Below are 13,733 nucleotides of genomic sequence, written 5' to 3'. Positions count from 1 at the left end.
ATAATTAGGAGGACTTTGAAGCCATGATAGTAAAGATCGAGCCTAATAATTAAACTAGATCAATAACATTTTTATTTTAAATAAATAAGGAGTACCCTGCTATGCAGGTTCCGTAAACTTAAAAGATGTTTTTAATTTTTATAATTTATTCTCTGTATCTTTGAAATTTCCTGTGATTTTAACATTACTACCTTTAATGACTTTTCCATAAATAGTTATTGAAGAACCTGTGCCTAAAAAAGTTAAATTGGCATTACTATTCAAAACCAAGTCACCATAAATCACTACCGCACCATTTACTTTCATCTCAGCATTACTATTAATAGTCAATCGTGTGTTTTGACCATATCTTCCCTGACTTAAAGTACCACTCATTTCAAACAAGCTGTTACTATTGAGCGTGAGATCATTTTGCACGGAGAGAGCTCCACAATGAGTAAGACTCGATTTTGAATTCACAATAATTGAAGAAAGAGCTGTACTACCCGAAAAAGCAGCAGTCTGATTAGAATTAAGAATCAAATTAGCATTTCCTGTATAAGTAGGATAGCCCGTACAATTAACAGGACTAGATTTCCCTTCTATTTTGATTATTTTTAAACCACCTTTACCACTAGCTACATAAATATAATCCCCTTTAGTTTTTATATAATTAGAAGATCCATTAATAGAAATTCTACCCAACCAATCTAATTGATTTGAGTTTTGATATACCGATACTCCCGCAGCACCATTAGCTACAAATGTTTTATTATCATTCACAGCAACAGCATTAGTTACAATATCATTCGGATCTATACCATCTTTTGTACCAACAATAATTGGTAAAGATTGTATTTTTTGGCCCGATTGTATAGCATACACCCCTGCACCATTTAAACCTTCTGCTACGATTAACTTTTGCTCATACACATCCATGGTACGTTTTGATTCTTTACTATCAATAGAGGTAGGAAAAGAGCGCGAGAAAGCTAGGTTGTTTTCTTTATAAATCTGAACTCCTTGCGTACCACTTAAAGTAATAATCTCTTCATTATTCAATAAAACAGATCGCAGATCCGCTTGCGGAACATTCCCTAATTGCTGATTAGACCCAACAGTATTCTTGGATAAACTTCCTTTATCTCCTGTTACCGAAAAATAAGCATTTCCATTTGCCACAATATCTGTAGTCACTTGACCTTGTAGCGGAACAATAGTATAATTTTCAGTAAGTAAACCATTATTCAATTGCATAACAATTACCACTGCCGGACTAGTAAAATTAGGCGATTTATCTATGTCAGTAGCCGCTCCTAGAAACAATTTACCATCGGCATAAGTTAACGAAGTAATATCAGTATTTTTAATTAAAGCTGATATAATAATTTTAGGCTTATACGGATCAGAAATATCAATCACGTCTACCGCTCCAGAATACACTGCACCCTGAAAAGTGTAAGCAACATAGGCATATTTATCACTAACATATACATGGTTTGCCTGTAGTTGTCTTCCAAATTCGTCTACAGGAGCATTAACTTCTGCAATTTGAACCAAAGGAAAATCACTAGCGTCGTTGGCCACTTTACTCCTACTTGTAAGATTGTTGATACTTAAAACTCCAGATCCCTCAAAAGAAATACGCTTTTTCAAACTTGATAAATCATTATTCACATCTATCAGCGCATCTTTGGAGTCATTTGTTAAATTATCATCATTTTTATCACATGAAATAAAAAAAAATAATGAAACCACTAATAAAATTACTATTCTATTATTCATATCTTGTTGTTTTTTAAATAATTGCAAATTTATCAATAGAATAATTAACTTTTTTTTAATTAACATTATTTAACTCAATACAAGAAAACTAAAGTTTCAACAACATGACACCAGAAAATTTCAATTTTACTAGAAGTAAAGCGAATTATAAATAGTATTAATCTTTTATATTTGGACTTCTAAAAATAATTTCCTTATGAAAGCAACATTTTATTCTCTTCTTTTTTCTTGTTTAGTATTTTATTCGTGTAAGAAGAATGACAACGATACTCCTAAAACACGAACCAATGTTGTTCCTTTTACCCAAATGACTTTAAATACTCCGACACCTACTGCAACTATTCAAAGTAATGCTTATGTTGCTAAAGAAGAAAAAAAGGAAAGTATTATGTATCAATATAAATACACAGTAGTCAATAAACCTAATTCTAAAATAAGTTCCAAAATAATAACGAAACCAGGAATGAATCCCCCACACGGAGAGCCCAAACACAGATGTGATATTCCAGTGGGCGCCCCACTCAATTCCGCCATTCCAAAAATAACAAGCAATCCTAAATCCAATGTGACATTAACTACCGGAACTTCTAATACACCCACAGTTCCTCCGCTCCTAGCGACAACAACTGAAACTACTACACCAGAAGGCATGAATCCTGCCCATGGTCAACCCAAACATCGATGCGATATTGCTGTTGGCGCTCCATTACCTAAAGAATAACCTAAAGCATAAATAAAAATTGCATGATTAAACAAGCTTCTAAAAAAAATGTTGTTGAATTATCGCTTCTGATTAATGCAGCTTATCGTGGAGAATCTTCTAAAAAAGGATGGACTACCGAAGCTGATTTATTAGCAGGTACTAGAACCAGTGAAGAGGAATTGGAAACAATTATTGCTTTACCCAATCACTATTTATACAAATTTACTCGTTGTCAAAAAATCATTGGTAGCGTATTATTAATTGCTAAAAAAGACGTTTTATACCTAGGAATGTTAACGGTTACACCCGAATTACAAAATCAAGGTATTGGTAAACAATTATTACTTAAAGCTGAAAAGCAGGCACGACTTTTACAATTAAATAGGATTCAAATGACTGTAATCGGTATCCGACAAGAATTATTGGAATGGTATATCCGAAATGGTTATGAAGATACTGGCTTGAGAGCACCATTCCCTTTGGGAAAAGATGATAAAATCCTTAAAGATGTCGTTCTTGATTTCTTTGTATTAGAAAAGAGATTGATTGATAGCAAATAAAACGCTAGTTGCGGCAACGTTCTACAAAATACATTTTCATTTCCCCTCTGTTTTTTACAGTAATTGAACCTCTGCACTCACAATCTAATCGATCTTTTACTAATTGATAAGTGTTTTCAGAAATATTAATTTTTCCAGATTCAGAATTTGATTCCATTCTAGAGGCAATATTCACAGTGTCCCCCCAAATATCATAGGCAAACTTTTTTGTACCTACAATTCCTGCAACCACAGGCCCCGTGTTGATACCAATTCTAATATCAAAACGGATGTGTTGCGATTGATTTTCTACTTTAGACATTGATACAAAATCAAGCATTTCCTGAGCGGCTAAAATCATTTTGTAAGCATGGTCGAATGTAGCAAATGGCAGTCCTCCAGCACACATATAGGAATCACCAATTGTTTTAATTTTTTCTAATTCATATTTATCAATTATGGTGTCAAATTTTGAAAAATAAAAATCTACAGTTTCAACTAATTTTTCAGGCGACAAGTTTTCCGCAAAAGCCGTAAAGCCTACAAAATCAGTAAACAAAACGGTTACAGATTCAAATTTTTGAGCTTGTACTTTTCCATAGGCTTTAAGTTCAGCTGCTGTTTCTTCTGGTAAAATATTCAATAACAACTCGTTAGAGCGTTTTTTCTCACTCTCAATAATCGCATTAGTTCGCTTTATGAATTGATATCTTCTTAATAAACCAATTACAAGCAGACCAATTAGAAAAAGTGCAATTATGGTGACATATAAAATGGTTTGTTGTTTTTTAGCTTTCAATTGCTGAATTTCGGACTCTTTTTCGAGTAAGTTTACTTCCGTTTGCTTTTTCGAAACTTCAAAATTAGTTCTTAAATCGGCTAATTCTTGCACCATTTTAACATTGGTAACACTATCTCTATAAGCTACATGTGATTTGTAAAACAGTAAAGCCTTTGAGTAATTATTGTTTTTTTCGTAAAGCTTAGACAACTGTAAACTAGAGCTACTTATTTGATCTTTGTACCCATTTTTCTGTGCTAGTTGCAAACTTCTAGAAGCGGTAGTAATTGCAAGATTCCATTTTTTTTGTTTTTGATAAACATCAGAGAGATTGATGAGATATTCTGAAATTCCGTAATAATCTTCGATAGGCTCAAGTAGACGTATGGCTTTCTTCAAGTTAATTTCCGCCATGCCCTCATTACCCAATTGAAAATAAATCACCCCCATACTACCCACCGTGTAGGCAATACCACTTGTATATTTTTCTTCCTCAAAAAGTTTTCCAGATTCATAAAAACATTTTAAAGCCTTGTCTAACAAGTTGTTTTTTAGATATTCATCCCCAAGATTAGACAATGCCGATGCTAATTTTAACTTGTCTTTTGATTTCCTCAAGATGAAGATAGCTTTATCATAATAAAGAAATGCTTTTTTTGTTTCTTTCATAACAGAAAAAACATTTGCCATTTCCATATAAGTAATCCCCTCACCAATTTTATTTGTAGAAATTTGTGCTATCTTAATTGAGGCCATAAAATCTTGCAAAGCTTCTTGCAAATCTCCTTTCAACTTTCGTTTGCTACCTCTAAGGTAATAGCCTCTAAATAAATACAAATTGTTATTCTCTTTTTTTGATAAAGAAATTAGCTCATTTGCATACTTGATTGACAATGAAAAATCATTAACTTCATTAAACGCTAAATTTCGAAGTAACTCTAATCGAACCGTATCTTTTGTTTTTCCATTTTTGTAAATAAACGCTAAACTATCTGCTATTTTTTGATCTTGAGCCATTATCGTACAACTCATCAAAAACACAGAAAACAGCAGCGCAAAAGGTTTAAAAAAAGGGTTAGATAACATAAAAAATATTATGGATTGATCGCTATTTTAGGATCAATAAGATAGGATTTAGAGGCTTCTTTGTAGTACACTGTAAAATGAATTTTATATACGTTTTGTTTTCCAATTAAGCTTTCACGGTCTTTAACAGTGGCTACAACATTTCCTGATTGCCCTCCCTTACCTTTAATTACATAATCATCTGATTCATCATTACCAAAGCATACTTCTGTATCATTGTTATTTAAATCCAAATCGTAAACAATACTGTCAATAGCTACAGAATACCATTTATCCTTAGTGACGCCAACCCATTCGATTTCTTGAGACAAATACACATTGGATAAAAAATCCTCAATTTTTCCACTTTCTGTAAAACCATCATTATCATCCGATAAATAACAACGCTCATGAATATCCTTTTGAGAGGGATTCGTCATTTGATACAACCGACTTGCTTCTACATTCAATTCTATTTTAACTCTTCGACCCATGACATTTTGTTTTAGATTAAAAATAAATATTCATAATACATTTTAAATGATAATTACCTGATTTATAATCGAATAAAACAGCTATCATCAAATATACAGTTTTTATGTTTAGCTTAAAACTTTGAAAAATAAAATCTTGATAATTAACAAATTAAAATTTAATAATTAAATTTAACCTTAAATAAATTTATTATGCATAAAATTTCAAAAACAATTGACTGGAAAGAAATTTTTCATTTAAAAAACATAATTCTAAATTTAATCGGGGTCGCCTTCATCATTTTAGCCTTAAAAGGTTTTATGATACCCAATAAATTTCTAGACGGAGGAGTTATTGGCATCTCCATTTTAATTCACGAAGTCACCCATTGGCCTTTTGGTATTTTAGTTTTATTACTCAATGTTCCTTTTTTGTTTTTAGGTCATCGATTATTGGGGATTACTTTTGCAGTACAAAGCCTTATTACATTTTTACTAATCGCTTTTGGCATGACTTTTTTTCATTTTGATGCCGTTACTTCAGATCCGTTGTTAATTGCCTTATTTGGTGGTTGTTTGATAGGAGTAGGTATGGGTTTATGTATTCGAAGTGGCGCCGTTGCTGATGGTATTGAAATTTTAGCATTACTCACTACACGCAAAATAGGACTAAACGTTTCTGAAGTCATTTTTGCACTTAATACATTACTTTTTTTGGCTGCCGCTTGGACTTTTGGAATTGGTACCGCTTTGTACTCTATAGTGACTTATTTCTCAGCCGTAAAAGCTTTGGATTATATTTCACATGGTGTTGAACAATACACCGCTTTGCATATTATTTCTTCAAAAAGTGAAGAAATCAAAGAACTCATTGTTAAAAAATTTGGGAAAGGAATTACCATAATTAAAGGAGAAAGAGGATACTTACCCGAGAGTTTTGAAGTAAAAGTTGATTGTGATGTAATTGTTACGATTGTGACTCGACTAGAATTATTGCGAATTAAGGACGAAATAGAGATTATTGACCCACAAGCGTTTACTTATATCCAATTTATCAAAGAAGCTAGTGGCGGAATTTTGAGGGTGCGACGGAAGCATTAAATTAGTTTTTCAAGCATTTTTTTAATGGTACTATTCTAAAAAATAAAGCTTCTAAGAATACATAAATCATAATTATTTTGTATTTTAGTTATTATTTAACATTTTAAATAAAAAATAATCAAATAAAAACCAAAAACAATACATTCAAAAATATCATTCAATAGTTATCTGCTAACCAAAATAAAAAAATCACTGGTCACACAAAACCTATAATTAAATGAGATTCATCTGCTATTTTTGTTTATTATTGATTTCTTTCAGTCTACAGGCTCAATTTCTTCGCAAAAAGAAAAAGAAAACTATAAAGTACGAAAATATCATCATCAGTGATTCTGCAACCGAACATTTATCAAAAGCAATTCAATTTGAAACCGTTTCAAAAACAGACTCTCTCTTTTTTTACACAGAAGAATTCCAAAAATTTAAAGCTTTTTTAAAGGAATCCTATCCTTTGGTCTTTAAAAACTGTACGGAAATCAAATTAAATTCAAATGCTATTTTATTAAAATGGGAAGGAACCAATACAAACTTAAAACCAAATTTATTCATGGCACATCAAGATGTGGTTCCTGCCAAACAACAAGCACATGAATGGCGATTCCCTCCCTTTGGTGGAATCATTAATGAAGGTCGAATCTATGGCAGAGGAACTTTGGATGACAAATCTTCTTTGATAGGCTTATTAGAAGCAACGGAATACGTGCTAAAATTCAATTACGAACCTTTAAGAACCACCTATTTTGCTTTTGGAGATGACGAAGAAACAGACGGAAATGGCGCAAAAGAAATTGCAAATTGGTTCTTGTCCAACAAAATAGAATTTGAAATGATTTTAGACGAAGGTCCAGGAATCGGACAAGACATTATACCTGAAGTAGGTAAACCAATCTCCTTTATTGGCATAGCCGAAAAAGGATATGCTACCGCAACATTGACTGTTACTCAAGAAAGCGGTCACTCCTCTATGCCCTCTAAGCATACCGCTATAGGCATACTAAGTCAAGCCATTGCCAATATTGAAAACAAACCTTTTAAAGCACATTACCATGGCTTAGCTAAAAAAATGTTTGACGAAATAGCTTCAGACATGAAATTCAGTCACCGCTTGGTTTTTAGAAATAGTTGGCTTTTCAGTGGATTAATCAAAAAAGAACTTTCCAAGAAATATTCAACTAATGCTTTCATTAGGACTACGGCCGCAACAACAATTTTTAATTCAGGAGATTCAGAAAACGTCCTTCCACATAAAGCTTCAGCTACCATTAATTTTCGATTAATTCCTGGTGATTCCATAAAGGATCTTGTGCCTTATCTAAACAAAGTAATCAACAACCCAAAAGTCAATGTTACTTTAAAAGAAAATGCGTATAACGCTTCGCCAGTAGCGAAAAAGAAATCCATTGGATACAAAGCCATCGCCAAAAGTTGTCAAGAATTATTCCCTGAGGCACTTGTAGCTCCAGTGTTAGTGATTGGCTCAACAGATTCACGCCATTTTAACTTAACTTGCAAAAATATATTGCGTTTTATTCCACTGCGTTTTAATGCTTCTGATTTAGAAAAAGTTCACGGAGTTGATGAAAGTGTAGCAATTTCAAATTACCAAAATATGATTCGATTTTACATTCGATTATTTCAAAATCTCAATGAAATTGATTTAAAATAAATTTATCCGTAACAAAACTAAATAGCAGACTACGTAATCATTTTAGGAATTTTTGCCACAAAAAAATAAAATTAATACATTAGCGCCACTAAATTTTATCAAAAAAACAATGAAGAACACAGCGCTTACACAAATACACGAAGGTTTAGGAGCAAAAATGCTTCCTTTTGCAGGATATAACATGCCTATTCTTTACGAAGGCGTAAATGTAGAACACGAAACCGTTCGCAACGGAGTGGGTGTTTTTGATGTATCACACATGGGTGAATTTATACTTTCTGGACCAAATGCTTTACCCTTAATTCAAAAAATAACTTCCAATGATGCTTCAACTATAACAATTGGAAGAGCACAATATTCATGTTTTACCAATAATGAAGGAGGAATTGTTGACGATTTAATACTGTATAAAATAGAAGATGAAAAATACCTTTTAGTGGTTAATGCTTCAAATATTGAAAAAGATTGGAATTGGATAGTTACTCACAATGATTTGGGAGTAGTGATGGAAAATTTATCCGATGAGTATTCATTGCTAGCCATACAAGGTCCAAAAGCTGTTGAAGCAATGCAAACGTTGACAAATATTGACTTAGCAGCAATTAACTATTATCATTTTGAAATAGCAGAATTTGCTGGTTTTCAAGATATTATCATTTCAGCAACTGGCTATACTGGCTCAGGAGGTTTTGAAATTTATTGTAAAAACGATCAAGCCGTAGCTATTTGGAATAAAGTTTTCGAAGCAGGGAAAGCTTTTGACATCAAACCGATAGGTTTAGCCGCGAGAGACACTTTGCGTTTAGAAATGGGCTTCTGTTTGTATGGAAATGACATCAACGATACCACTTCACCCTTAGAGGCTGGTTTAGGATGGATTACTAAATTCACAAAAGAATTTACTAATTCAGAAAACTTAAAAAAACAAAAAGAAACTGGAGTTACTAAAAAATTAGTCGCTTTTGAAATGCAAGAACGTGCTGTTCCTAGACAAGATTATGAAATCGTAGATGCGTCAGGAACTGTAATTGGAATTGTAACTTCCGGAACCATGTCACCCTCTATGAACAAGGGAATTGGTTTGGGATATGTAACTACCGCCAACAGCGCAGTAGACAGCTCCATTTATATCAGAATAAGAAAAAATGATGTTCCTGCCAAGGTGGTAAAACTTCCATTTTATAAAAAATAAAATTATGAAAAAAATTTTACTAGGTTTTCTGCTCTTGAGTAGCGTCATTGATGCTCAAAATAATCTTGATTCCTGTAAAACACTTTCAAAAATTAATGCCCTTATTCAAAAAGAGCATGTCCAACCTAAACCGATAGACGACAGTCTATCGGTTTTTATATTTGATCAACTGATTAACCAATTAGATCCCGGTAGAAATATTTTTTTTAAATCAGAGTACGATTCACTAGCTCACAATTATCGACTTCAATTAGATAATAATATTTTAAAAAACGATTGTAGTTTTATAAAATCATTCGAAGAAACTTATCAAAAAGGACTTCAAAGAAATCTTTTACTGATAGAAAAAATCCATAAAGATTCCCTAAACTTTAATGCTAACGACACAATTCGACTGTATAAAAAAGCATTTCCTGTTTACATGAACGCAAGCAACATGGAAAAGATTTGGAGAAAAAAAATCCGATATGATATACTGAGTGATATAGCGTCACATGGACAAAATTTAGACTCTATTACAATAAATTTTAACCAAGAAACACAAACACAAAAGGAAATAATTATTCAAAATGAGATTTGTAAAATAAATAGTCAACTCAAAACAATTCAGACTATTGACCAAAAAATTTACGCTCTTTTTTGCACCTATTTTGACCCACACACTAATTATTTTAGTATGGATACTAAATCTAATTTTGTGTCATCATTATCTAAAGAAAAACTCTCCCTAGGTTTTTTGGTCACACTTAATGAAAAAAATCAAATCATTATCGAAGAAATTGATCCGAATGGTCCAGCTTTTAAAAACGGATTACTCAAAAAAGGGGATGAAATCATAGCACTCTCGAATCAAAAGGAAACTTTGAAAGTTACTTGTGCTTCTCTAGAAGAAATTGGAGAGCTGATTGCCTCCGACAGCAACAGAATTATTACCCTTTGGATTAAAAGAAAAGGCGAAAATAATTTCAAAGTAACCCTAGAAAAAGAGTTGATTAAAGATGAACAAAATACCGTTTACAGTTTTATAATTGAAGCAAAAAATAAAATCGGATACATAAAAATCCCAAGTTTTTATTCCAATTTCGAAAATAAAAATAGTAGTGGATGTGCTGAAGATGTTGCCACAGAAATTGTAAAACTACAAAACGATGTAATCGACGGATTGGTAATTGATCTTATGGACAATGGAGGAGGCTCTATGGAGGAAGCTATCAAACTTGCTGGTTTGTTTATACATCATGGGCCAATATCAATAGTTGTAGACAACACCCAAAAGCAACAAATTATAAAAGACCCCTACAGAGGATATTTGTACAAAGGCCCCGTTATTATTTTGGTAAATGGCAATAGTGCTTCCGCAAGTGAGTTTTTTGCCACCATTTTACAAGATTATAACAGAGCCATGGTAATTGGTAGTAACACTCAAGGCAAAGCTACTATGCAAACTATCCTTCCATTAGAACAAGAAGAAAAAGATTTTGTAAAGATAACTATCAATAAATTTTTTAGAATTACAGGCAAAAGTCATCAAGCAACAGGAGTACTACCTAATGTAAAACTCCCAATTTTATACGAAAATATCCTAACTAAAGAAAGTGATCTTCCAACAGCTTTCAAAAATGAAGTACTAAAAACCGACATTGGATTCAAACCTTACGTTAAAAACAGTCTGATTAATCAATTGACCAAGAACAGTAATAAAAGAGTAAATAGCAGCCCATATTTTAACAATATCATAAGCCTTAACAAAAAAATTGATGCGATTGTAAAAAATCCTAGAACCGTAATTCCTATGAAAATAGAGGAGTTTTACAATGAACAGCTATTGATAACCAAATTATGGAAAGAAATTAGTGATTTTAAGGATGAAAGTATCAATCTTGATGTGAAAAATTCAAAAATGAACGAATCTTTATTGAAGGTCTATCCTACGGAAAGAGCTATCAAGGAAAAACAAATTAGTAGTTTAAAATCGAATCACTATCTCAACGAAGCCATTGAAATTATAAATGATTACTTGAATTTGAAATAAAGTTTTTCGCAACAAATTATGAGAAAAGTAAGCAAAGAGCTTTGGTAAAATAAGGAATAACTGTATTTTTGCAATTCATAAATTTGTATAGAAATGGGAAGAGCTTTTGAATTCCGAAAAGGTAGAAAAATGAAACGTTGGTCCGCAATGGCCAAAGCCTTTACTAGAATTGGTAAAGATATTGTAATGGCTGTAAAAGAAGGAGGTCCAAATCCAGAGGCCAATTCACGTTTAAGAGCAGTAATACAAAATGCTAAGGCAGCCAACATGCCTAAAGACAACGTGGAGCGCGCCATAAAAAAAGCAACCGATAAAGATACTGCCAATTATAAGGAAGTTCTTTTTGAAGGATATGCTCCTCACGGAATTGCACTTTTAATTGAAACGGCCACTGATAATAACAACCGAACTGTAGCCAATGTGAGAAGTTATTTCAACAAATGTAATGGCACTTTTGGCACTCAAGGTTCTGTAGAATTCATGTTTGACCACACCTGTAACTTCAGAATTCCAAAAGAAGGTATCGATGCTGAAGAATTAGAATTGGAATTGATCGATTTTGGAGCAGAAGAGGTTTTTGAAGACGAAGATGGTATTTTAATTTATGCGCCTTTTGGAAGTTTTGGAACTCTTCAAAAAGAATTAGAAAATAGAAGCTTAGAAATTTTATCTTCTGGCTTTGAACGAATTCCTCAAATCACAAAAAAACTATCTGAATCTGAAATGGCCGATGTAGAAAAATTAATCGAAAAATTAGAAGAAGACGATGATGTGATGAATGTATATCACACTATGGAAGAATAAGAACTTCTATTTTACGCAATATATTACCTAAAAAACTTCGTTCTTTAACGGAGTTTTTTTTTGTAAAAAAGTCTATCTAGGATACTAATAAACATAAATCGTGTCTGAAGTTTTATAATTACTATCTTTAAAAACTTCCGAATTCTGCAGAAAAAGCAGATTTTGGATGAATTGTCCAAAACTACAGTATCTGGAAAAACCAAAAATAATTCGTTGAGGGTTTTTCTCTAAAAAATTCTTTAATAGCAAATCAAAATTTTCTCTTTTCACATCCAATCCATCAATAGCAATAGAATTATCTTTATCCATAAATACCACTGCATTTTGTTTAGGCCTTGCTAATTCAAATTTCGATTTTGTAAAGGGTAAAAAAGCCAAACTTTTATGAACGGTATCCGCGTAAGAAAAGTAATTTTCCGAAATTTCGCTTTTGTGCATACTCCCCTCTTTTTTGGCTTGCATTTTTATAATTTCAGGCATAACCAAACGCAAGGACAACCTCTTATCTACAGCAAAGATCCAATTCGTTGAACTAATCGTATTGGTACGATTTAACACTGCAATGGTATCATTTTTATTTTGTTTGAAAAAAATATAAACGAGAGAATGTTCTCCTACTGCTGTAACCATAGATGCATTCGCTTTAGGCAATTGTATTTCTTTTTTTTCTTCACAAGAAATTAAAAAAATAGCAACCATTGCTCCTAAATATATCTTCAATTTCATAAACAAGATTTTAATTTTTGAAATAACTGCACTACTTCAACAGCTTCTTTTACATCATGAACTCTGAGTATAGCAGCCCCATTTTGCAGCGCTATTGTATTCAATATAGTTGTCCCATTCAAAGCCTGATCAGCCGAAATATTTAAGGTTTTGTAGATCATAGACTTTCGAGATATACCTGCTAATACAGGTAATTCTAATGTATTAAACAAATTTAATTGGCTTAGAAGTTCAAAATTTTGTTCTGTTGTTTTAGCAAAACCAAATCCTGGATCTACTATTATATCAGAAATACCATGACTTCTTGCTGCCGCTACTCGTTCTGAAAAATAACCCAGCACCTCCTTAATTAGTACAACATAATTAGAGTGATTTACCATATCTTGCGGTGTCCCTTTCATATGCATCATGATATAGGGTACGCTATAGCTCGATACTATTTTTAGCATCAAAGGATCCAAAACACCAGCAGAAATGTCATTTACAATAGCTACACCTTGATCCAAACACAACTGAGCTACATCGCTTCTAAATGTATCAATAGAAAGTATTGCAGTAGGAAAATGTTGCATAATACTTGTTACTACAGGTAGTGTTCGTGCTTTTTCTTCTTGAGCTGAAACCACATTTGCGTTCGGTTTGCTAGAATAGCCCCCAACATCAATAAACGTTGCGCCTTCAGAAAACATGGCTTCAACGCGTTGCAAGATACTTTTTTCGTTTTCATAACGACTGTTTGCATAAAAAGAATCGGGAGTGATATTAAGTATTCCCATCACTTTAGGCGTAGACAAATCGATTAAGTTACCATTACAGTTAATAGTCATAGTGGAAAGGATTCTAGTAATAACTTGGTATTTGATTAAAAATTGTTTTATTTTTGGAGC

At 32.5% G+C, this 13,733-nt stretch carries 12 protein-coding genes; 7 read left to right on the top strand and 5 right to left on the bottom strand.

Features of this window, described 5'->3' with window-relative positions; genetic code table 11:
* Positions 1-138: 138 nt before the first annotated feature.
* The gene (locus tag ACSVH7_RS11040) at positions 139-1,764 is read right to left on the bottom strand and encodes a hypothetical protein (RefSeq protein ID WP_438066754.1); all 1,626 of its coding nucleotides are present in this window, start codon (positions 1,762-1,764) and stop codon (positions 139-141) included.
* Between the two features lie 196 nt (positions 1,765-1,960).
* Here ACSVH7_RS11040 and ACSVH7_RS11035 point away from each other — a divergent pair, with 196 nt between their 5' ends.
* Positions 1,961-2,485, top strand: a complete 525-nt coding sequence (locus tag ACSVH7_RS11035; RefSeq protein ID WP_438066753.1) for a hypothetical protein — start codon at positions 1,961-1,963, stop codon at positions 2,483-2,485.
* Positions 2,486-2,508: 23 nt separating this feature from the next.
* Positions 2,509-3,027, top strand: coding sequence for a GNAT family N-acetyltransferase (locus ACSVH7_RS11030; RefSeq protein WP_438066752.1), 519 nt, complete (start codon positions 2,509-2,511; stop codon positions 3,025-3,027).
* A gap of 4 nt (positions 3,028-3,031) precedes the next feature.
* Here the strand turns inward: ACSVH7_RS11030 and ACSVH7_RS11025 are convergent, their stop codons facing one another.
* Entirely contained in the window at positions 3,032-4,873 is a 1,842-nt protein-coding gene (locus ACSVH7_RS11025; protein ID WP_438066751.1) for an adenylate/guanylate cyclase domain-containing protein, read from the bottom strand.
* Positions 4,874-4,881: 8 nt separating this feature from the next.
* Complete coding sequence (locus ACSVH7_RS11020; protein WP_438066750.1) at positions 4,882-5,346, bottom strand: hypothetical protein; 465 nt, start codon at positions 5,344-5,346, stop codon at positions 4,882-4,884.
* A gap of 192 nt (positions 5,347-5,538) precedes the next feature.
* Here ACSVH7_RS11020 and ACSVH7_RS11015 point away from each other — a divergent pair, with 192 nt between their 5' ends.
* From ACSVH7_RS11015 to ACSVH7_RS10995, 5 genes are all read left to right on the top strand, one after another.
* Positions 5,539-6,426 carry a YitT family protein gene (locus ACSVH7_RS11015; RefSeq protein WP_438066749.1) on the top strand — a complete coding sequence of 296 codons (888 nt, stop codon included), beginning with the start codon at positions 5,539-5,541 and terminating at the stop codon, positions 6,424-6,426.
* Between the two features lie 217 nt (positions 6,427-6,643).
* Positions 6,644-8,092, top strand: a complete 1,449-nt coding sequence (locus tag ACSVH7_RS11010; protein WP_438066748.1) for a M20/M25/M40 family metallo-hydrolase — start codon at positions 6,644-6,646, stop codon at positions 8,090-8,092.
* 109 nt (positions 8,093-8,201) lie between these two features.
* Positions 8,202-9,284 (top strand): glycine cleavage system aminomethyltransferase GcvT, encoded by a 1,083-nt coding sequence (gcvT, locus tag ACSVH7_RS11005; protein WP_438066747.1) that lies wholly within the window; start codon positions 8,202-8,204, stop codon positions 9,282-9,284.
* A gap of 4 nt (positions 9,285-9,288) precedes the next feature.
* Entirely contained in the window at positions 9,289-11,316 is a 2,028-nt protein-coding gene (locus tag ACSVH7_RS11000; protein ID WP_438066746.1) for a carboxy terminal-processing peptidase, read from the top strand.
* A gap of 93 nt (positions 11,317-11,409) precedes the next feature.
* Positions 11,410-12,120: a YebC/PmpR family DNA-binding transcriptional regulator gene (locus ACSVH7_RS10995; protein ID WP_438066745.1), complete on the top strand. Its 711-nt coding sequence runs from the start codon at positions 11,410-11,412 to the stop codon at positions 12,118-12,120.
* A gap of 84 nt (positions 12,121-12,204) precedes the next feature.
* Here the strand turns inward: ACSVH7_RS10995 and ACSVH7_RS10990 are convergent, their stop codons facing one another.
* Both ACSVH7_RS10990 and folP read right to left on the bottom strand, forming a co-directional pair.
* Positions 12,205-12,846 (bottom strand): hypothetical protein, encoded by a 642-nt coding sequence (locus ACSVH7_RS10990; RefSeq protein ID WP_438066744.1) that lies wholly within the window; start codon positions 12,844-12,846, stop codon positions 12,205-12,207.
* Positions 12,843-13,673: a dihydropteroate synthase gene (gene folP / locus ACSVH7_RS10985; RefSeq protein ID WP_438066743.1), complete on the bottom strand. Its 831-nt coding sequence runs from the start codon at positions 13,671-13,673 to the stop codon at positions 12,843-12,845. Before folP ends, ACSVH7_RS10990 begins: the two co-directional genes overlap by 4 nt.
* Positions 13,674-13,733: the final 60 nt, after the last annotated feature.

It is taken from the genome of Flavobacterium sp. TSSA_36, from assembly GCF_051547165.1.
GTDB lineage: Bacteria > Bacteroidota > Bacteroidia > Flavobacteriales > Flavobacteriaceae > Flavobacterium.
This window is presented reverse-complemented; position numbering and strand designations above follow the sequence as displayed.

What these genes read in the sequence shown, in the direction of transcription:
- ACSVH7_RS11035 (WP_438066753.1), top strand. Translation starts at nt 1,961, where the DNA reads ATGAAAGCAACATTTTATTCTCTTCTTTTTTCTTGTTTAGTATTTTAT.
- ACSVH7_RS10990 (WP_438066744.1), bottom strand. Translation starts at nt 12,846, where the DNA reads ATGAAATTGAAGATATATTTAGGAGCAATGGTTGCTATTTTTTTAATT.
- ACSVH7_RS11010 (WP_438066748.1), top strand. Translation starts at nt 6,644, where the DNA reads ATGAGATTCATCTGCTATTTTTGTTTATTATTGATTTCTTTCAGTCTA.
- ACSVH7_RS11030 (WP_438066752.1), top strand. Translation starts at nt 2,509, where the DNA reads ATGATTAAACAAGCTTCTAAAAAAAATGTTGTTGAATTATCGCTTCTG.
- ACSVH7_RS11020 (WP_438066750.1), bottom strand. Translation starts at nt 5,346, where the DNA reads ATGGGTCGAAGAGTTAAAATAGAATTGAATGTAGAAGCAAGTCGGTTG.
- folP (WP_438066743.1), bottom strand. Translation starts at nt 13,673, where the DNA reads ATGACTATTAACTGTAATGGTAACTTAATCGATTTGTCTACGCCTAAA.
- ACSVH7_RS11015 (WP_438066749.1), top strand. Translation starts at nt 5,539, where the DNA reads ATGCATAAAATTTCAAAAACAATTGACTGGAAAGAAATTTTTCATTTA.
- ACSVH7_RS10995 (WP_438066745.1), top strand. Translation starts at nt 11,410, where the DNA reads ATGGGAAGAGCTTTTGAATTCCGAAAAGGTAGAAAAATGAAACGTTGG.
- ACSVH7_RS11025 (WP_438066751.1), bottom strand. Translation starts at nt 4,873, where the DNA reads ATGTTATCTAACCCTTTTTTTAAACCTTTTGCGCTGCTGTTTTCTGTG.
- ACSVH7_RS11000 (WP_438066746.1), top strand. Translation starts at nt 9,289, where the DNA reads ATGAAAAAAATTTTACTAGGTTTTCTGCTCTTGAGTAGCGTCATTGAT.
- ACSVH7_RS11040 (WP_438066754.1), bottom strand. Translation starts at nt 1,764, where the DNA reads ATGAATAATAGAATAGTAATTTTATTAGTGGTTTCATTATTTTTTTTT.
- gcvT (WP_438066747.1), top strand. Translation starts at nt 8,202, where the DNA reads ATGAAGAACACAGCGCTTACACAAATACACGAAGGTTTAGGAGCAAAA.